At 40.5% G+C, this 21,392-nt stretch carries 10 protein-coding genes; 1 reads left to right on the forward strand and 9 read right to left on the reverse strand.

All coding sequences use genetic code 11. The features are described from left to right. Window position 1: 1 nt before the first annotated feature. The 3 genes from BMY50_RS17750 to BMY50_RS17760 all read right to left on the reverse strand — a co-directional run bounded on the left by BMY50_RS17750 (window position 2) and on the right by BMY50_RS17760 (window position 6,295). Window positions 2–1,489, reverse strand: coding sequence for a peptide MFS transporter (locus tag BMY50_RS17750; protein WP_093326947.1), 1,488 nt, complete (start codon window positions 1,487–1,489; stop codon window positions 2–4). 122 nt (window positions 1,490–1,611) lie between these two features. Next, the gene (locus tag BMY50_RS17755) at window positions 1,612–3,054 is read right to left on the reverse strand and encodes a RagB/SusD family nutrient uptake outer membrane protein (protein ID WP_162276622.1); all 1,443 of its coding nucleotides are present in this window, start codon (window positions 3,052–3,054) and stop codon (window positions 1,612–1,614) included. Window positions 3,055–3,091: 37 nt separating this feature from the next. Next, window positions 3,092–6,295, reverse strand: coding sequence for a SusC/RagA family TonB-linked outer membrane protein (locus BMY50_RS17760; protein ID WP_093326951.1), 3,204 nt, complete (start codon window positions 6,293–6,295; stop codon window positions 3,092–3,094). Between the two features lie 333 nt (window positions 6,296–6,628). On the opposite strand from BMY50_RS17760, the gene BMY50_RS17765 reads away from it, so the two are divergent. Next, complete coding sequence (locus tag BMY50_RS17765) at window positions 6,629–9,046, forward strand: glycoside hydrolase family 127 protein (RefSeq protein WP_093326953.1); 2,418 nt, start codon at window positions 6,629–6,631, stop codon at window positions 9,044–9,046. 399 nt (window positions 9,047–9,445) lie between these two features. On the opposite strand, the gene BMY50_RS17770 is transcribed toward BMY50_RS17765, so the two are convergent. The 6 genes from BMY50_RS17770 to BMY50_RS17795 form a co-directional block, all read right to left on the reverse strand. Next, window positions 9,446–12,196, reverse strand: a complete 2,751-nt coding sequence (locus BMY50_RS17770) for a DUF5695 domain-containing protein (RefSeq protein WP_202907877.1) — start codon at window positions 12,194–12,196, stop codon at window positions 9,446–9,448. A gap of 124 nt (window positions 12,197–12,320) precedes the next feature. Next, entirely contained in the window at window positions 12,321–14,570 is a 2,250-nt protein-coding gene (locus tag BMY50_RS17775; RefSeq protein ID WP_093326956.1) for a S9 family peptidase, read from the reverse strand. Then, window positions 14,567–16,036, reverse strand: coding sequence for an APC family permease (locus BMY50_RS17780; protein ID WP_093326958.1), 1,470 nt, complete (start codon window positions 16,034–16,036; stop codon window positions 14,567–14,569). Before BMY50_RS17780 ends, BMY50_RS17775 begins: the two co-directional genes overlap by 4 nt. After that, a complete protein-coding gene (locus BMY50_RS17785) occupies window positions 16,023–17,807 on the reverse strand; it encodes a DUF885 family protein (RefSeq protein ID WP_093326960.1) in 1,785 nt (594 codons plus the stop codon). Before BMY50_RS17785 ends, BMY50_RS17780 begins: the two co-directional genes overlap by 14 nt. Before the next feature lie 249 nt (window positions 17,808–18,056). Continuing rightward, on the reverse strand, window positions 18,057–20,000 hold the full coding sequence (locus BMY50_RS17790; protein ID WP_093326962.1) for a glycoside hydrolase family 97 protein: 1,944 nt from the start codon (window positions 19,998–20,000) through the stop codon (window positions 18,057–18,059). Window positions 20,001–20,230: 230 nt separating this feature from the next. Beyond that, the gene (locus BMY50_RS17795) at window positions 20,231–21,382 is read right to left on the reverse strand and encodes an aldose epimerase family protein (protein ID WP_093326964.1); all 1,152 of its coding nucleotides are present in this window, start codon (window positions 21,380–21,382) and stop codon (window positions 20,231–20,233) included. Between the last annotated feature and the right edge of the window lie 10 nt (window positions 21,383–21,392).

Below are 21,392 nucleotides of genomic sequence, written 5' to 3' on the forward strand. Positions count from 1 at the left end.
GTTAACGGATTGATCTAGCGCGCATCATTCGCTTCATTAGCGGATTGATCAACATTAACAAAATGCCTATCCCTACTGCATAGATTGCCAATTGTTTATATCCTTCGGTATAAGCCATCAATTTGTCCAGTAGGGAAGCCTTTTGATCAGTGGTAGACATATCAGCGCCCAATAAACCTGCTACATATTGTCCGTAAGCACTTCCTAAAAACCAAAGTCCCATCATCATACCCGTTAATTTCTGCGGTGACAATCGGGTAATTACCGACATACCTATCGGACCAATACACAATTCGCTTAAAGTGATGAAGAACCAGGCCAGTGTAAAGATATTCAGCGAAGTTTTGCCTTGTGCATCCGTATAAAAACGCGTAAAGAAAAAGAGGTAAAAACCAATAGCCAGTAATAAAAAACCTATGCCGAATTTAATTAAGGTATTGGGTTCTATTTTCTTCTTAGCCATCCAAATCCATAACATTCCTAAGGGGGAACTACAGAGAACAATAAACAAAGCTCCAGAAGAATTATTAATCATGTTAGGGTCTATTTGGAAGAACAATAAATCATGCTTTAAATTATTGGCGGCAAAAAGACTTAAAGATCCACCCATCTGCTCGAAAAAAGCGATATAGAAAATATACGCTACGATAAAGATTAAGGCGGCTAGCAAAGGGTAACGAAATTGCTTATCCGGCAGTCGGAACCACTCATAAAAGAAATAGATCAAGGCTAGAGGGCCGATCGTATACATAAAAAAATCAGTATACTGTGTATTCTGGATCATTACCAGGATAAATGGAATTGCAATTAAAGCAAGGAGGTACACAAGCAGCTCGTTACGTCGTCTCTTAGCTTTGGGCTGATCGGATTGTGGAGATAAGCCAATGGGACCTAAATGCCTTTTAGAAAAATGAAAAGTAATCAGTCCAATTAGCATAACCCCTCCAGCAGCTGCAAAAGCTGCGCTCCAGCTGACATACTTTCCTAAGTAAACACATAAAATACCACCTAGAAACGACCCTATGTTGATGCCCGCATAAAACATGCTAAATCCGGCGTCTCGTCGTGTATCCTCTGGCTTATACAACTGGCCAACCATGGAAGAAATATTCGGTTTGAAAAAGCCTGTACCTATAATACACAATGAAATACCTACGTAAAAGAAATGGCTCGGAGAGATTGCTATCAAGGTATTTCCGGCGATCATGATCAATGCACCAAACACCAACGACTTATTAAATCCCAATATTTTATCTGCCACGATCCCACCCATAAAAGTAAAGGCATAAACAAATGCCTGAATCGCCCCATACTTAAGATTTGCTTCCCTATCATTCAAAGCCAATTGATCCACCATGAAAAGCGCCAATATGCCCCGCATACCATAAAAGCAAAAGCGTTCCCACATTTCTACGGTAAAGAGATACCATAGCTGCTTGGGATATTTTCCTTCGAAATTTTGGATTTCGTCTAAAGTTGTTTGGCGCATAGTGAATATTAGATTAACAATAAAATTAGAGGCGAATGTAAATAATTATCTCGGTAACAAACAAAAATCTACCAGTTGCCCTTTAGACATCTGGTAGATACAATTAAAAATTCCGTTATTGGTTAAGGTACAAATACAGGCGCTTGGCTTGGATTCGGATTCTGTTCCAATAAACTATTATTAATCACTTCTTTTTCGGGTATCATCATTATCAGCTTATTTGAATTCCGAGGAATACTTATGTTTTGATAATGCCCTTGTGTTGTTGTGCGTTCAATAGGTAATTGCAGGCGTTGGATATCAAACCATTCTAAGCCTTCACCCCACATTTCCTTTCGCCTTTCCAATAAGATTGCATCAATTAGGGCATCCTGACTTGAAGTACTGGTAACACTTGCACCTCTTTCACGCTGTAATGTATTCAATATTTGCAAAGCCGTTTGCACGTCATTTTGTCTTGCCGCCGCTTCAGCCTCTACCAAATACATTTCGGCAGCGCGGAGATCGTAGAGGTTTCCATATGGGGGCTCATCCCGCAGCTCTCTAAATTTCGTAGCCGCATATTTCCCTGGATAAAGGGGATTTGCAATAACCAGCATACGCGGATCACTCTTCATAACAACGTCCACAAAATAATTGGAAGGGAGGATCTGCTCTGCTTGCCAAGGTGCATTATTCTGGCCGAAATCAAACCAGCATGCCGGTGAATCGTACCACCAATAGTCTTGTGACCCTTGTTCATAACCTAATACCCACTCCCGATTTGGAGTAGAAAAACCGGCGTTGTATTCACCCATAGTCATCAATTCATAGCCTGAACGGATTTTATTCGCATATTGTTGCGCTTTAGCCCAATCTTCCATAGTGAGATATACCTCCGCTAATAGGAAATTAACCACATCGAGATTGTAGTAATTAATGCTGGGGCGACTATACTCGGGCAATAAAGTCTCTGCATTGGTTAGATCAGCCACAATTTGATTATAGACTTCCTGCACAGTTGCCCTTGCCTTCGGTTCCAGATCAGAAGTCAATTGCAAAGGCACACCCGGCTTGTCCTTAGCTAGGCTATACGTATGTTGGTACAATCTCACCAAATTAAAGTAGCAGCGTGCACGTAGCGCCAAGGCTTGCCCTTTAATGGCATTGATTTGTGACTGTTCACCTTGAATATTGTCTACGTTCTCCAAAATGATATTGGCATTGTTGATAACCTTATACATGGCCGTCCATATGGCAGCAGGAACACCACTTGTTGGATCATAGCGTTGATTACTATAGGTATAAAAGTACCAGTTATTGCCAACCTGTTCTTGATTGACCATCATGTCCAGCCCTGAACAGGTTGACAATAATTTAATTCCCAAAGGGCTTGCTATCGGTGGATTATCATTTCCATCACGCATCATACGGTAAGTTCCTTGCAGCAATAAGTTCAGTCCGGTAACATCTTTTATGACTGTCGTATTCGTCAAATCCGAGGTAGGTTCTTCTGTTAAGAACTTTTCGCATCCGGTGGTCAATAGTAGCATACACGAAACTAGACCAATTAGAGTTTTATTCATGACTTTCATTTTCAATATTTTATTTTAACATCCCTTATCAAAAGGATACGTTTAAACCAAGTGTGTAACTTCTCAATGCAGGAACACCTGAACTAGCATCGACTACTCCAACGAGATTATTACCAAAGTTTTCGGGGTCTGTTCCACGATCTTTTGCACTACCAAAAGTGAGAAGGTTATCTCCCCGGAAATAGATTCTTAAAGTAGAAAGGCCCCATTTTGACACTAAAGACTGCGGTAAAGTATAACCTAACATCACATTCTTTAAGCGCACGAAATCATTATTGAAGATATATTGATCACTATAACGTGCATTGGAAAAAGCATCAAAGGTTCGATAGGTATAGATTTTTGCAATATCTGTCACATCTCCTGGTTTTTGCCAACGGCGATCCAGATTATCATAGGCCGCAAAATTTTCTCTTAACACATTGCTCTCCGAGAAATTGTAGTCGTACAGCTTCCCGCCAAAGCTGTAATAAAGCATGAATGAAAGATCAAGACTTTTATACCGAAAATTATTTGTTAGTGCTCCGAAAACATCAGGCAAGACCGATCCTTGATTGATTCGTTGTTCATTCACATTAACCTCATTGTAATTTTCTGTCTTCTCTTGATCAATGATATTTCCACTTTCATCGAACGCATATTTCCACCATTGATTATGTCCATTTTCCGGATTGACACCGGCAAAGCTAGGTGCATAAATATCATACCTAGATCCACCCTCTCTCCATTTGAAAATAGCAACACCTTGATTAAATTGCTCCTCCTTGCTTGGAAGACTTGTTATAGTATTCTTATAGCTGGTTGCATTTAAAGAAATATTCCAGTCAAAATCCTTTTTCCGAATAGCAGCATAATTGAGATCTACTTCCCACCCCTTATTCTGTACATCACCAATATTTGTTAAGATCGCATCCATCCCTAAAGAGGGTGCCAAAGGTCTATTTAATAATAAATCTTTCGATTTTCGGGTAAAGTATTCTACGCTTCCAGAAAGTTTATTAAACATTGAAAATTCCAAGCCAATATTGGTCTGAATATTGGTCTCCCATTTAATATTTTCATTTTCCAATTGATTGAGCCTAACACCGACCGTTCCTACATAACTTGTTGGCCCATATAAAGCTTGATAGGCATAATAACTTCCTACACGATCATTACCTACTTCACCGTAACTAGCCTTCAGCTTTAAATTTTGTAACCAATCCTGCGTATTCTCCATAAAAGACTCCTCCGAGATACGCCAAGAAGCGCCTAAAGAATAAAACTGCCCCCAACGATGGTCAGGATGGAAACGGGACGACCCATCAGTACGTATACTTCCTGATATATAATAGCGATTATCATAATCGTACTCCGCCTTACCGAAGAAACTAGCTAAACCATAGCGCCCGAAGCTTGACCAAGCCGTTGGATCATTAGAGGCAAGGGAAATCTCTTTAAAATAAGGAAGCGCAAGTCCGGAACGGGTTACCCCTGTACCAGAGGTAGTGTATGAATAAATTTCCTGTCCGGCTAACACATTGATATGATGCAAATCATTGAAGGTTTTATCGTAGGTCAACACATTATTCACCGTATGTGAATAGGTTCTATAGCTATCGCGCTGTACATACCCTTCCGATGGAAGCAACTGGTTTTCGCGTTCCGGACTTTTCCACATACTATAGAAATTATCGATCAACTGAAAAGAATAAGTTGTTTTTAGGCTTAACCCTTCCAACAATCGGAAACTAAGAGCAGAGACCGTTTGCAAATTATCAGTTTGACTATTTTTTGCTTCTGTCAATGCACCGTAGGCGCTCCACCGTGGCCACCAGGCACGACCATTACCGACACCCTCATCTAGCTGCGGTTTACCGGTAAAGGGACTAATAGCATAGGAATTCGTTTCATAATCCCACAAATAAGCAGAATATTCGGTCGGCATCACGCGGAATACCCGCGCATCAAAGCCGCCATTTATATCGGCGCTGTTCATGAACATAATAGAATTGCTCATGCTGAACCAATCGTTCATCTTTGAGTTCAAAGCCACTCTTCCCGTGTAACGTTTAAAGCCATCGCTGATATGAACCCCTTTGTCATTCAAGTAAGAAAAAGAGGCATAATACGTATTGTTCTCACCCATTGCTCCACTAAAGTCTACACCATAATCTTGTTTCAAACGATAGTTGAAAGCTTCATTAAACAGATCAAAATCCCATAAACGCGTTGCTTCAGGTTTGATCTTCCCGTCCAAGCCAATGGGATAGTCCATATTCCAACCCGAGCGGTAATTCCGTAATATGTTACCATTATCATCTCGTATGGGCGTTGTATTCCAAAATACAGAAGGTACCCGATTGCTAGCATATTCTCTCGCTTCCTCATCAGACAATTCGTCAAAATCCCGGGCATCATTATATAAGCCTTCCCAAGCTAGCTCCCATTGCTTGGCTGGTGATACCCGTTCTGGAAATTTCACAGCAAAATCACTGGTTGTCCAGGCCGCACGCGCATTCACGTTAGCCTTACCACTCGCGCCTCGTTTTGTTGTAATCATAATAACTCCATTGGCTGCCCTCGACCCATAAAGTGATGTTGCCGCCGCATCCTTCATCACCGTAATGGATTCGATATCGGAAGGTGAATAAGCACTTAAATCCACATCCGAAGGTACACCATCTACTACGTAGAGCGGTGCCATATCCGCAGTTAGCGACCCAATTCCCCGAATGGTAATAGTTGGATTCGCTCCCGGACGCCCGGAGCTGTTGGTCACCTGTACCCCTGCTGAGAGCCCTTGTAAGCCTTGAGCAACATTGGAAGTATTTACATTTTCGAGCTGCTTGGTATCGATAACGGTAGCCGAACCTGTAAATGAGGCCTTCTTGCTCGTTCCATAAGCGGTAACCAAGACCTCGTCCAGGCCAGCAATATCGTCCTCAAGCACAACCTCGATATTGTTCGAGCTCGTAACGGATAGTTCATAGTTTTTATACCCAATAGACCTGAAAATCAGTTTAATACCGCTCTTAGGTACCTTCAGCATAAATTTACCCGAATCATCGGTTTTTGTACCAATGCTTTCCCCTTCTTGTACAATACTTACTCCAGGAAGCGGAAGCCCCCTGGAATCTTTGACGATCCCTGTTATCTGCTCCTGCGCTTCAACACGCATCACAGAAAGCAACAAAAGGAATAAAAACGCCCAACTGAGACGCTTTTTACTGGTTTGGTAATTTGTCTGCATATAAATTTAAGTTATAGTTATACATCTTGTGGATTACACAAAAGTTAGATCTCGTAGTGATTTCCTCGGTTCTGATAAATAAATAATTGGCTAGTGTTAGTATAAATGTCAATTAAACATTTAATATTCAAATGTAGAATGAAAAGAGAGTCTCTGCTCTCCGGATTTTAACAAGAACGCTTCGAAATTTAACCAGTTTGACGGAAGCTTACTAGTTATCAAGAGATTGGCTAATATCTACGAAGTTTAAGTGAATAAATAGCTGCTTTGAGGATTAGATATCTCTTATTTTTGTTTTTATGGATTCCTATAAACCCTATTATAAAATCAATTATGAATAAGAACACCATTATATATAAGGTATTTGCTTTTGCTTTTGCTTTTGCCACGAATGTATGGACGGGACTGGCACAAACACATAAAGACTATCCCATTCAACCGGTACCTTTTACGCATGTGCAGGTAAACGACAATTTTTGGGCACCAAAAATGCAGGTAAATGCTAATGTGACCATTCCTTATATCTTAAATAAATGTTATGAAACGGGCAGGGTGGATAACTTCCGTTTAGCGGCGGGTGAAATACACGACCACAAACTAACCGAGTATACCTTTGATGATACAGACCTATACAAGCTAATTGAAGGTGCTTCTTATGCTTTACAAGTTAAGAAAGATCCCAAATTGGATGCAGAACTCGATAAATTAATTATCATTATAGGTAAAGCACAGGAAGACGACGGCTATCTCTACACTTTTCGTACCGCAAAGGTAAGTAAACCTCATCCATGGATTGGCAGCAAACGCTGGGAAATGGAAGAAGATTTAAGTCACGAGCTCTATAACGCGGGACATCTCTATGAAGCCGCTGTGGCCCATTACCTTACCACCGGAAAGAAAACGCTTCTTACTATTGCCACAAAAAATGCGGATCTATTGGTAAAAGACTTTGGATACGGCAAGGAAGAACGTTTTCCGGGACATCAAATTATAGAGACGGGTTTAACTCGTTTGTACCGCGTAACAGGCAAACAAGAATACCTTGATTTGGCAAAATTTTTCTTGGACATACGTGGCCCTGGAAAACCTCATAGTGGTGAATATAATCAATCTTTTAAGAAAGTGACCGAACAGGAGGAAGCCGTCGGGCATGCCGTGCGAGCCACCTATATGTACACAGGCATGGCAGATGTAGCCGCATTAACAGGCGATCAGGTATATTTAACAGCGATAGACAAGTTATGGGACAATGTGGTAGATAAGAAGCTCTACATTACTGGCGGCATCGGTGCCACGGGTGCTGGCGAAGCTTTCGGCAAAAATTACCAGCTTCCTAATATGTCGGCTTACGCTGAAACCTGCGCCGCTATTGCTAATGTATACTGGAACAGTCGCATGTTCCAATTACATGGCGATGCAAAATATATAGATGTACTTGAGCGAACGCTTTATAATGGATTGCTTTCAGGGGTTTCATTAAGTGGAGATCACTTCTTTTACCCCAATCCTTTGGCCTCCATGGGGCAACATCAACGGAGTGCTTGGTTTGGTTGCGCCTGCTGTATTTCTAACATGACACGCTTTTTACCTTCCATGCCGGGATATATGTATGGGCAGGACGGTAACAATCTCTACATAAATCTTTATGCTGGCAGCGAGGCAAATATCGATTTGCCAAAAGGAACAATGCAAGTGGTACAACAAACGAATTATCCCTGGGAGGGTTCGAACGAAATTACGATCAACCCCGCGGAAAATATGCAGGTAAAAATTCATGTTCGGATTCCAGGATGGGCACAGGGAGATCCCCTACCAAGTAATCTTTACAGGGAAAATGCTGTTGTACTTCCAGCTGTCTTAAAACTGAATGGTAAACAAATAGATTATACATTGGAAAAAGGATATGCCATACTGGATAGAACATGGAAGAAAGGCGACAGGATTTCCTTAGTACTGCCTATGGAAGTTCAAAAGGTTTTCGCAAACGAACAGGTAGAAGATGACCAAAACCGATTCGCTTTACAACGTGGTCCGATTGTCTATTGTTTAGAAGGGCCTGACAACCTCGACTCAACGGTAATGAATATTGTAGTCGATAAAGATGCCACGGTGCAACCCAAATTTGAAAACACCTTATTAAATGGCGTTATGACATTAAAAATGAAGGGAAATAGCACCAAACGCCAGGTAAATAGCGATGAATTGATAAAAAATGAACAGGAAGTTACAGCGATCCCTTATTATGCTTGGGCAAACCGGGGCCCAAGTGAAATGGAAGTATGGATCCCATACGAAGCTTCCGCTGCAAAGCCCAAACCGGCTCCTACCATCGCTTCGAAAAGTAAGGTAAGCGGCTCCATAAAAAATGCGAGAATGTTGCGCGGATTGAACGATCAATATGACCCAAAGAGTTCAGCTGACGCCAGTTCAATATACCTGCATTGGTGGCCCGCTAAAGATACGGAAGAATATGTGCAGTATGACTTTGATCGAGCATATACAGTATCTCAATCAAGTGTTTATTGGTATGACGACAGCCCTTTCGGTGGTTGCCGTATTCCAGCAAGCTGGAAATTGCAATACCTAGATGGCACAGATTGGAAAGACGTCAAAAATACGGGAACCTATCCAAATGATAAAGACAGCTACAACAAGGTAAGTTTCGAACCCGTAAACACGAAAGCACTGCGTTTGCTGGTTCAGCAACCTAAAGAACATTCTTCTGGTATACAGGAATGGAGTATTAAGTAAGAGGAGGTTAACACAAAAAAAGACCATCCGCCTCACGGCGGACAGTCCAACACACATGAAACAAAATTTTTAACTTGTTTAGGTTTTACACCTTCGCTCGGCAAGCGGTCAACGCGTATTGTTCTCAAACCAAACACAAGCCCAGCACAGTGTCCCTGAATTCGATAGCTATATCATATTTATGTTCGTCATATTTTTAATTCATATTCATTACACTCTTTCAGAAAATCGAGCAATGACTTAATTGGTTCAGCACTTATTGTATATATGTACATCACAAATGTAGTTAAGACATTTAAGCTAATTTACGCAAATATTAACGACTTATCATCGAATATGAATCAAAAAAAGAGGCTGTTCCTTTCGAAACAACCTCCAAACCATAGATTGAAAAGGATTTTAAAGAATACCGAGCTCCACACTGGTCTGTTCTTGACCGAGCGGAACAATATAAGCTCCGCGTTCTTGTTGATATTGCCCTTTTAATGAATACATCGCTCCCTCGCTCTCTCCACCTTGTTCTAAGCGAAGGAATGCTTTAGGCGTAAATTCATCTTTGGAAGCAAGTTTCAACTGAATAGTTTTTGTATTTATATTATAGGAGACTTCGCTAAATCGACCAGCATCTAGCGTCAGCCATAATTGAGCAGGGGCGATAAACACCTTCGATTTAGCGGCGGTTGTTGGCGTCAAAATAATCGAGCCTTTCTTTTCGGTTAAATTTCCACCAAAACTTAACCATCCAAAAGTATTGTCCTTTATAATATAACTGGATGTATTGATGGCATAGCCAAAAAAGCCACTTCCATAGTCGCCTGATAAGGCGTCATTCGCCAAGGTAGACGGATAGGAATGAAAGGCTGACGGACCAAAACCATCTTTTGTAACGTTAGCTATGGATCCCATCAGACCGCCATAACCTACCCGGAGCAGATAAAGATCGTTGGGATGTTTACGATATTCTTTCAAAACAGGGATGGCATTTAAAGCAGAACCATAATGATGTATCTGACGCTCCACCCGTGCTATCTTACCGCCATATAGAAAATCCCAGTACCGGCGTGCATTGCCATTGTAAGCCCAATGCGGCACAGTTGGCATATAAGCTAAAATAGCGCTTAATGTAACGGCCGCCTTATCATCATATCCAAAATAATCTGACCACATATAGACTTCTTCTTGTCCAGTAGAATCCCAAGGCATTTCACTACCAAAAGGGTAATTTAAGGTACGCCAGTGATCTGCCCGCGCTTTCATTGTCAACTCTAAGGCTTGTGCCTCTTGCTGCATTCCTTCTGCTTTTAAATCCTTTAAGACCAAGAGAAAGATCGTTCCCTCCATTTGTCCAAACTGCGCATAATAAGGTGCCTGTTTTACCATTGCCATGCTCGTGTTGAATGCATTTTCGAGATACCATTGCCAATTTTTGTCGACAATTAAGCCCTGATGATAACGTGCCAAACGATAGAGCACCCAATGCGCTGCGGTAACATGTGGGTAATTGTAAGACCGTCCTACATCATCAGCCCCTTTTTTATTCCAGGCCGACCATACCTTATAGTTAATAGTAGGATCATAAGTGCCGGGAGGCATCGAATCGGGCTCATAATAAAATACACTTTTCTTTACACCATATTTTTGGGAACCTTCGCTGTGCTGAATATTTCCCCAAAGTGTTTGTTGCACAAATTCCTGTAGCTTAGCTAATTCCGCCTTATTTGGCTGCACCAACTGTTTCATGATGGCTTCCAGCCAACTGCCTGCACCGCCTTCATCACTCAGACCGGCTACCCAAGCTCTACTATCCTGCGTAACCTGTTTTTGCTCCTGGTAATCGTAAGAAATAACCGAAGGATTTCTACCAAAGGGGTCATTCGGTTGATTGAACCACTGTTTAGTCGTTAAAAAATGGCCAATGGAATCCATTATTTGTGTTTCGGGATTAATCACTTTATAATGAATTGTTTGCTCCACTCCATCGGCATACCTTATAGTCACTCTTGCTTTGCCCCAGGTATTTGCAGATACCTCATACACTTCTAGGTTAGCTTTCTTTTTTATTTGTTTAAATGATAAAGCTCCTTTAGGCAATACGGCTATTGAAAGAACTTTCTTTGGATACTTGATAAATAATTTTCCCGCTACATCTTTTGGCAGGACATAGCCCGGAACGCCGATGGTAACAGGGCGGAGATTCATTTCAAGCGATTTCTCTACTTGTTTAACATTTTCGGCAAGTACAAATTGCAAACCGTAGTTTATACTTTCATTGGGTTTTAGCAAAACTGAAGTAGGTTCATTCCACTGCTCTATCCCTTTCCATTCTTTTTCGGCATAAGCCTTACTGCACACCATCCATTCATAGAAACCTTCAAAAGTGATTCCACGTGGTGTTGGATCATCTAAGAGTGGACGATACGCTTCAAAAGGTGTCTTTCCGTAAGGTATTACCACTAAAGCTTCACCTTTGCCACTCAAACGCGCTACTTGTAAATATCCAGCATCTTTACCTATATAAGGATCAAAGAACACATTTTTTGCATGTGCTTCATCGAGCGTTCGCTTCTGTAAAATGTTGTTGAAGATCATAGGAATACCTAAAGCGCCAATTTCAACTATTTTATCTGATGTATTATGCAACTCAAACCGAAGCACTAATTTACCATCTATCTGCTCCCAATAACGATTAATTTTTAAAGGAATGTTAGCGGATAATGTATTCGTTAAATTAGCGGCTGCAAGTATGTTACCTGTTGGTTTAAGCGTTTCAACTGCTTTTCTATGTTTTGCTGTTGAAAATTCTTGCCACGCTCGCTGACCTGACGTTCTTAATCGTAAATTAAGGTCTCCCAGTTGATATAAGCCATCACCTTTTCTCAGATCTAATCTATCGCCCGGGGTGAAGTCGAAAGACAAATCACTCGTGGGATACAACGCTGCAACTGTTTGGGATTGTTTTACAAGCGCCAACTCGAAAGTTTTGGTTCGATGCTTCTGCATGCCTCCCTCAATGCCTAAAGTAGCAGGTCTTTTCGATAAGGCATCCCAAGGGTTTTGCGCATCAGAAACCTTTGCAACCAACAATAAGGCTGATATCATTACACTATTCTTAGCGATTGTAAGTAGCCGATTTTTTAAGGAATCACGCATAGGAAAGGATTTTATTTCAGTATTATACAAATGTATAAAAGACACTTATTTTCAAGAAGGCAGATTTGAATGAATGTTACTCTTATTTTAACACTGTGATCAAATGAATTTCGCCCGGATAAACTTACCAAGCAGGCGGTTCAACATCCAATAAATGTTTCACAAAATAGTCCCTTCTTTTATGTTCACCGAAATCGCCTCCGGAAGAGTGCCCCATGCCCGGCACCATGATAAAATCAAAGTTCTTATTAGCTTTTATTAATGCATTCACTACTTGCAGGGTAGAGGAAGGGTCAACATTATCATCTAACTCTCCTACGATTAACATTAATTTCCCTTGCAATCGATACGCATTTTCCACGTTCGACGATTCTGCATAATGCGGTCCGATAGGATAACCCATCCATTGTTCATTCCACCACATTTTATCCATCCGATTATCATGACAACCACAGGACGAAATCGCTACTTTATAAAATTCAGGGTGAAAAAGCATGGCACCAGCAGAACTTTGCCCACCTGCAGAAGTTCCATAAATTCCTACTTTACTAATATCCATATAGGAGTATTTCTTAGCCGCAGCTTTCATCCAAGCGATCCTATCGGGGAAACCGGCATCTTTTAAGTTCTTCCAACATACATCATGAAAGGCTTTTGAACGGTTAGAGGTTCCCATGCCATCCATCTGCACGACGATGAAACCTAGTTCGGCTAGTTCTTGTGCTCCATATGGCACTAGGGTTTGGAAGCTTTTTGGAACAAATGAACTGTGTGGACCGGCATAGATATACTCTATAACAGGATATTTTTTATTTTCATCGAAGTTAGTAGGCCGCACAATAATACCCCAGATATCCGTTTGGCCATCCCTGCCTTTTGCTGTAAACACTTCAGGCATCTTCCAGCCTATTGTCAGCAGAGATTTAATATCCGCTTTTTCGAGTTCCATCAACACCTTTCCATCTACCGCGCTCCTTATTACTGTAACTGGTGGTGAGTCGATACGCGAATATTGATCGACAAAAGCAGCGGAATCTGTGGAAAAAGTGCCTTCGTGGTTGGCATTTTCCTTTGTCAAAGCCGTTAGTTCGCTTCCATCAAAATTAACACGATAATACTGAACAAGATATGGATCTTGTCCTTTTTCCCTTCCGCTTGCTGCAAAAATAATCTGCCTCTTTGCCTCATCTACTATCACCACTTTTCGAACCACCCAATCTCCTTTCGTAATTTGGTTTTTAACTGTTCCGGTAATACCGTCATACAGATAAAGATGGTTCCAGCCATCCCGCTCTGACGCCCATATCAATTCTTTTCCATCAGCCACATCATAACGATATTTCTTACCACTATAGTCGATAAAAGTTTTACTTTGCTCGTCGATTAAAACCTTTGCAGCACCTGTTGTGGCATCCATTTCGATGACACTATATCGCTGATGTCCTCGCTGGTTATATTCTACTGTAAATGAGCGACTATCTTTACGCCAATCCGGAAATGAAAGATCATATTGGTTAACTATCAAACTAGCTGGCAGGGTAAACATTTTTTTCTGCCCTATCAAAAACAGTGTAGGGGTACGTTGAGGTAACGCATCGCCAGGTTTTAGGTAATTACGTGTTTGTAACTTTGGCTGCAGTTGATCACTTGGCGATGATTCTATTAAATAGAGCGTATGATCTTCGTTTTTTCTCACTTTAGCTGCTACCAATTTTTTGCTATCGGGCGACCAGAACATATCGCTATCGTAGTATTCGCCCGTAGATCCATCAAAACTAAGCTGCATTTCCTTTTCAGATAAGCCATTCCGCTTTACATAAACGTTATAGTTTTTGATATAGGCGACCCACTGACTATCCGGTGAAAAACTCTTCTTATGTTGATCTTCTTTCATGCGTCCTCCCCAATAGCGATTCCCTTTAGCCAAACGTTCCGTAAATTCCTTATCCTCCCTTAGCTCATTAGTCGGAAGATTTAACCTCCATCCCTTATTAAATGCAGCAAACTGAAGTTGTTTAGATGAATCTGGAAAACTAATTTGTGTGAGTGGTAGATCAGCTGGATTTACTACCTCTTTAGTTCCCTGCCTCAATTGCTGTGCTACGTTTTGATGATCGAAAGCCAGTTTTTTTTCGTTTTTCTTCCAATTGGCTATTATGAATTGCTTTCCCTCCCTGGTAGTTTTGCTATAAAAGACTTGATCTGTACCTTTCATCCACAAAATACTAGCGGTTAAGTTGAGCGCTTTCCCTTTTACTAGTTGCCGCATATTATTTGCCCGTTCATAGTCGGCTTTAGTACCCTGAGCATTAAGAATTATAGCGTTAAAAATGAGAATTATCAGTAAGGAAGCAATATGTAAGAGGGTTTTCATGCTATAATCTGTTTTTTTGCTATATAATAATATACTGGAATACCCGCTAAAGTAAGAAGAAGTCCTGGCCAAGTGTATTGCGGTTTGTAGATAATTAATAACAGACAAAAGGTTGTTCCCATTAAAATATAGATAATAGGTAATACCGGATATCCGAAAGCTTTATAAGGGCGAGGATGATCTGGCTTTTTCTTTCGAAGAATAAAAATTCCGGCGATCGTCAGCATATAAAACAAAACCACCACAAAAGATATCATGTCTAATAGGTCGCCGTATTTACCACTTAAACACCATAAAGAAGCAATAATAGCCTGTAACCAAAGGGCTACTTCGGGAACAGCATTTTTATTTAATGTACCCACCTTCTTGAAAAACACCCCTTCCTTTGCCATTGAATAATAAACACGCGCACCCGCCATAATCAGTCCATTGTTACAGCCGAAAGTAGAAACCATAATCATCAAAGCAATAATCACAGTACCCGATCCGCCAAAAATAACATGCGAAGCGGTAACTGCCACACGATCTTTTTCGGAAGCGGCCATTTCAGGCAAGGTTAACACACCCGTGTACATGATATTAGTAAGCATATACAGCAAGGTTACAAGAATGGTTCCCAATGCCAGACTCAAGCCAACATTGCGTTGTGGATTTTTAACTTCTCCTGCTATAAATGCCACGCTATGCCAAGAGTCGCTACTAAATATGGAGCCAACCATAGCTGCAGCAATAGCGCCAAAAGCGGCCATGGTGGTATATATTTCAAACGATCCGTCGACATTTAGACGTTGCAGGTCCCATGTTATACCACTTAACCAGTTAGCTTTCCAGACCTCGGATTTTAAGGCCCACAGACCAAAAATAATCAACAAGGCTAATGAAAGGATCTTTGCCAAGGTAATAATGGTTTGCACCCATTTGGCATTGCTCACACCACGCGTATTAATATATGTAAGCAGCACAATAACGATTATACTTAATAGTTGCGCCGGCGAAATGGTTAAAAACCCGAGGTCTAACATGATCATATCTTCACTAACCTGTGGAATTAAATAGGCTGTAAACTTTGCAAAGGCAACACCAACCGCTGCAATCGTAGCGGTTTGAATAACAGTAAAAAAACTCCAGCCATATAAAAAGCTGATAAGTGGATTATAGGCCTCTTTAAGGTAGATATATTGCCCTCCAGCCTTAGGGAACATGGAGCTTAACTCACCGTAACTCAGTGCGGCAGTTAGTGTCATAAAACCGGTAATAAACCAAACGAACATTAGCCAACCTGCACTGCCCGTTTGACGGACAATATCTGCGCTTACTATAAAGATTCCTGACCCAATCATGCTTCCCGCTACCAACATCGTGGCATCGATAAGTCGTAAAGAAGGCTTGAATGATGGCTGACTACCACTCAAGGAATCAGAAACCTGATTTGATACTGTTTGAGAATCGCTTTTATTTGAAATCATAGAATTTCCAAGTTGTTTTAAAATTTTTGGATAGCGCTTGTTTGGTGAGTACTGCCCGCATTAATTCAATAGGCATTTGATTTTCTTTCATAAAGGCGTCATGAAACTCCTTCATACTCATCTTACCACTATCTACCAACTCATGTTTTAATCCCATAATCTGAATCCCGCCAAGAAGATAGGCCGCTTGATAAAGTGGCGGATAATTTCCTTGGAAGGAACGCCTTACTTCCCCTTCTGCGTTTGCCTGTTCAAAACCTACACGATCGACCAAGAAATCGATGCATTCTTGGGGCGACCATTTTCCTAAATGATAGTTGAGAGAGAAGATAATACGTGCACAACGATGCATGCGCCAGAACAACATTCCTATACGCTCCTCTGGCGTTTTGGCAAAACCATTCTCATATAGCAATAACTCCCAATAGAGCGCCCAACCTTCCGTATAAAATGGCGTATTAAATTCTCTCCGATAGGGCTTGTAACGACTATTCATAAAATACTGTAGATGATGCCCGGGGATAAGTTCATGCTGTACAGTACCCCTTGAAAAATAAGGATTATTTCCACGCATACTCATCAATTTATCTTCATAAGACATCTCCGGAGTAGGATAAGATATGCTAATTTCTCTACCTCCAGTAAAGAATGGATTTACGAGTTGCCTTTCAGGTGTCATCATAATCATACCCCAAGTCTCATCAGCCAATTCCGGCCAGGTAATCCAGTCGCGCTCGGTTATAAAAGATTTCGCATCGTTATATAACTTTACAATTAGCTCCGGTTGTTTTCCAACAGGCACATAACTATTTTTAACCTGCTCTTGTGCTTTTTTCCAATCGTCTCCAAAGCCCATTTCTTTAGAAGCTTTCAGCAATTCTTTATCGCACCAAGCAAACTCCTGATTGGCAAGCGTAATCAACTCTTGCGGCGTATAAGGAATGAACTCTCGCTGTAACAGTTTATTCAGTGTTTCTTCTCCTACAGGGTTACCTTTAATGCCACTTTTATCTGGTTTTTGGGTTGTTCTTATTTCACCATTCGCCACTAATGCTTCCCCATATTTACCCAAAAGAGAATCCACCTCTTCATACGTTTTTGGTACCCACCAAGTAAATGCCGGGTCATAACCATTATAAAAACCGTATACGTTTTTTAATCTCGCCTGTAGTGCCGTAACCGCCTCTTGTGCAAAGACGGCCTGTTTCATATCAATTTTCGGCTGTTGAGGGAAGGTTTCTAATGTGCTTTTTAATGTTTTAGCTAGCATATTCAACTGCTTAGCTACTTTTTCGCCATCAATTGTATTTCCCCGTAGTCGTTCTTTTTCTAAGTCATAAACCATAGGTGCAAAAGGTATCAAAGCAGTTATATGCTCATACTCAGCCTCTTCTTCCTTTAGTTCTTCATCAAATCTTTCTATTTGATTTTTAAGTAGAATATAATCAACTTGCCCATTCACCTGAAGTTGCTCAAAAGGAAATTGCTCGATCTCTTGAAGATAGGCCTGATTGATTTCTGCTAGTCTTTTACGTTGGGTAGGCGAGTTTAAGACGGGTTGATAAGAATAGCCACGAGGTGCTCGAGGCGAATAAAAATCAAGCAATGTACGTACATCCTGGTTATATCGGATAATAGTAGGCGCTAATTCACTTGTTTGACTATAAAAATCGGGGGCTTGTGCCTTTACTTCCTGCAGTTGAACTAAAAAGAAAAAGGCAAACACTACTTTTGATAGCTGTTGAACAGCTTTCGAATTAAAATTAATCATTCTCTTTGCTATTTGTAAATTATATTTTAAATCAGCCTTATTTATGGCAGATTGCCCTAAGTAAAATGGAGGTTTATATCTTTTAAATTGTTAGCAAGAGCAAATATAATTTTATAGCAAGGTAATAAACTATCATATATTAACCAGTTATTACCTTATTTAAATCAATTACATAAAAAAAGTGGTGTACGAAAGTACACCACTTTTTTATTGAATTCTTTTTTATTCGTTTACTTTTATCAATGCTTCTCAGAATATCATAATAAAACCACCTTTGTTCTGTAAAGAAATAGGCACCTTATTTGAGGCCCTTATTGTCTCCCTACGGAAGGCAGCGGTATCGTTTCCCTCGGTAATCAATTCCCCTTCTTTTCCTTCAAGAAAGCTTAGATCCAATTGCAGTTTTTTCTCTGTTTCTTCCCCATTTATACCTGCAACATACCAATGTGCTCCCGACTTCCGAGCTATTACGTTGAATTTTCCAGGATAACCATCTATAAACTTCACATCCTCCCAGTAATTGGGTAGCGTACGAAGAAAATCTTGCACATCACTCGGTACATGCTTCATCCCTTCAGGAGATTCGGCATAGTGCTGTATACCCGATAGAAATAATACACTGGTAGCTAATTCAAAAGCTGCCGTCGTTTTTCGTTTTACATTTGTTTGTATTTTATGTAGGTTCATCGGTGTGAAATCCATCGGATCAAAGGCATTTCTGGTAAAGGGGAGCATCGCAGCATGCGTAGCCTCCTTGTTGGCATCCTCTTGCCCAAAGGTAATCATTTCAAAACCTCTTACTGCTTCTGCAGTCATAAGTTGTGGATAAGTTCTTGACCAGCCGCGAGGTAGCGTAGCCCCATGAAAATTAACCAGTAAATGGTAGTCGGCGGCATCATCCAAAATGTCCTGATAGTATTTTATTACCGACCTTCCATCGCCACCAAAAAAATCAACCTTAATGCCTTTAATACCCATCTGTTTTAACTTCTCAAACTCTTTTACCCTGTCTTCTTTGGTAAGCAGTTTATTTTTAGGGGTATATTTAACGGTGTTCCAATTACCTGCAGAATTATACCATAAAATGATTCCAACCTTCTTTTGTTCAGCGTATTTAGCCAATTCTGCAATTTTTTCATAGCCTATTTTTTCATCCCAATTCACATCGATAAGACAATATTGCCAATGCATATCTGCTGCAAAATCAATGTATTTTTTTTGCTCATCGTAGGTAATGAAATCGTCTTTAGAGTTAATCCAACTCCAAGAAGCCTTACCTGGTTTAATAAAAGATTGGTCGACCTTTTTGGCAGGAGCAGCAACATCAGTGCCCAGCGTAGATTCAGCAATTGTAGCGAGATTACCTACGGTAATTACACGCCAAGGAGAATAAAAGGGGGTGTTTGAACGAGGTAAAATACCGCTCGTTTCTATTTCCTCTTTTGGATCAGGAAAGGCAATGTGGTATACACCTCCTGGAGATTGCGCACTCAAACGTGTGGCGCAATATTGACTATCCAGAGCGGCTTCTGTTATTAATAACCATCGATCCCCTGTTTTGAATAACGCCGGATATACCCAGCCAGTTCCAGTACTTTCTGTCGTACCCACTGGAATTTCCTGTTGATAATGTTCTTCATAAGAAGGATTAGTATGTTCCCAACCTGATTTTGCAACGGCTGCCGGTTGTAACCAAGCTTTTGAATCGTTGGGTAAACGATAGGTCGTTACTTCTTTTGTAATAGTTGCCTGTTTATCTATGTCGGGAAAAAAATAACGAAAAGCCAAGCCATCGTTGGACAGATGGAAGATAACATCCAATTTACGGCCTTCAGGATTTTGAAATTTCAGTATAAGTTTATTTGCTTCATAGTGATTATGTTGACGTTTTGCGTTAAGCGTTTCATAATCATCTGTGATGCGCTCACTGGACGACTCAGAAATAAGCTCCAGATCTTCGGCAAGATTGGCGTCTTCAAAAATCACCCCCAAAAGGGAACTATCTAACACGGTCGTATCTTTTTGGGTTAACCGATACCAAGCTTGGCCTGCGTTGTCGACCCCATAATATAAAGCAATACTTCCATCTGGACTTTCCAACTTTTGTATTGAAGTTGTCTTACAACTTAATCCTCCAATAAGTATTGGAAGAAAACATACAAGCAACTTTCCTATTTTAAACAAGTATTTCATAAATTAATGACGTATAAATTTGATGGCAATGATTACTTCTCTTTGCTAATACCCTCCGAGGTCATGATGATACGCTTCATAGTACCGTTATTACCAGTTATTCGTGCATCTCATAAAAGTTTTTTTCATTGGTGCCTGATCATGTCCGGGATATAAGTAAACCCTAACTTTATACACTAATGCAGCAGGACCGGCGATGTTCTTAATATATTATTCTTCATCATAGTCCTTTATTTTACCAAAAACTTGTACACGGTTTTTGTTTTATAGGTGTCGCTTGGTTTTAAAACGGTTGATGGAAATGTCGGTTGATTGGGAGAATCCGGAAAATGTTGAGTTTCTAAACAAAATGCCGACCGGTGGCCATAGTCTTTGCCCCCCTTTCCAATATTTTTTCCCCCTTCCATAAAGTTGCCACTATAAAACTGTATACCCGGCTCTTCTGTAAGCACATCCATTTGTATTCCTGTTTTTGGACTGTAGACAACTGCCGCACTTTGTAATCCCTCTTTTTTGTTCAACACAAAATTGTGGTCATAACCTTTTCCTCTTTTCAGTTGTTGATCATCTGCCTCAATACGTGCACCTATCACTGTTGCTTTCCTAAAGTCAAATGGTGTTTTAGTCACATCCAACAAATCGCCCGTAGGGATAAGTGTTTCATCTACAGGCGTAATTTCATTTGCATGGATCGTTAATTCATGATCTAAAATGGTAGCATCTCCTTCACCATTTAAGTTGAAGTAAGCATGATTAGTTAAGTTTAAAACTGTTTCTTTATCCGTTGTAGCAGTATAGTCTATCGCTAACTCATTATCATCTGTTAAAGTATAGGTAACTGCGATCGCTACATTTCCCGGATAACCTGCTTCTCCATCTGGAGAATGATAAGTAAGCTTCAATGTTTTATCGTTCACTTGCTTGGCATCCCAAACCTTATCATAAATCCCGTTATTACCACCATGCAAAGAATTTTCACCATCATTTTGTTCTAACTGGTACGTTTTACCATCTAATGTAAATTTGCCCTTTGCAATACGGTTGCCATAACGGCCTACAATAGCTCCAAAATAGGATGTTTTATTTTCCTTGTAAGTTTGCGCATTGTCATAACCTAATACCACATCAGTAAGTTTACCTTCTTTATTGGGAACTAGTAGACTAACCAAGCGTGCACCATAATTCGTGATGCTAGCTTTGGCATTTTTATTATTAGTTAACGTATAGAGGTTTACTTCTTTGCCCTCTATTTTCGAGTTGAAGCTTATGCTCGAATCCTGCGAGATCGTATCTGCTGTCTCAGTTGATTTTTGTCCACTTTGATTGCACGCACTCTGTAAAACAATGGCTACTATGGTGCCAGTATAAATTATTTTCTTCATAATATTTATC

Origin of the sequence: Olivibacter domesticus (assembly GCF_900109575.1) — a bacterium.
Classification (GTDB): Bacteria; Bacteroidota; Bacteroidia; order Sphingobacteriales; family Sphingobacteriaceae; genus Olivibacter; species Olivibacter domesticus.

Excerpts from the sequence above, each read along its gene's own strand:
- BMY50_RS17755 (WP_162276622.1), bottom strand. The coding sequence starts at position 3,054 with ATGAATAAAACTCTAATTGGTCTAGTTTCGTGTATGCTACTATTGACC.
- BMY50_RS17760 (WP_093326951.1), bottom strand. The coding sequence starts at position 6,295 with ATGCAGACAAATTACCAAACCAGTAAAAAGCGTCTCAGTTGGGCGTTT.
- BMY50_RS17770 (WP_202907877.1), bottom strand. The coding sequence starts at position 12,196 with ATGCGTGATTCCTTAAAAAATCGGCTACTTACAATCGCTAAGAATAGT.
- BMY50_RS17795 (WP_093326964.1), bottom strand. The coding sequence starts at position 21,382 with ATGAAGAAAATAATTTATACTGGCACCATAGTAGCCATTGTTTTACAG.
- BMY50_RS17790 (WP_093326962.1), bottom strand. The coding sequence starts at position 20,000 with ATGAAATACTTGTTTAAAATAGGAAAGTTGCTTGTATGTTTTCTTCCA.
- BMY50_RS17750 (WP_093326947.1), bottom strand. The coding sequence starts at position 1,489 with ATGCGCCAAACAACTTTAGACGAAATCCAAAATTTCGAAGGAAAATAT.
- BMY50_RS17765 (WP_093326953.1), top strand. The coding sequence starts at position 6,629 with ATGAATAAGAACACCATTATATATAAGGTATTTGCTTTTGCTTTTGCT.
- BMY50_RS17785 (WP_093326960.1), bottom strand. The coding sequence starts at position 17,807 with ATGATTAATTTTAATTCGAAAGCTGTTCAACAGCTATCAAAAGTAGTG.
- BMY50_RS17780 (WP_093326958.1), bottom strand. The coding sequence starts at position 16,036 with ATGATTTCAAATAAAAGCGATTCTCAAACAGTATCAAATCAGGTTTCT.
- BMY50_RS17775 (WP_093326956.1), bottom strand. The coding sequence starts at position 14,570 with ATGAAAACCCTCTTACATATTGCTTCCTTACTGATAATTCTCATTTTT.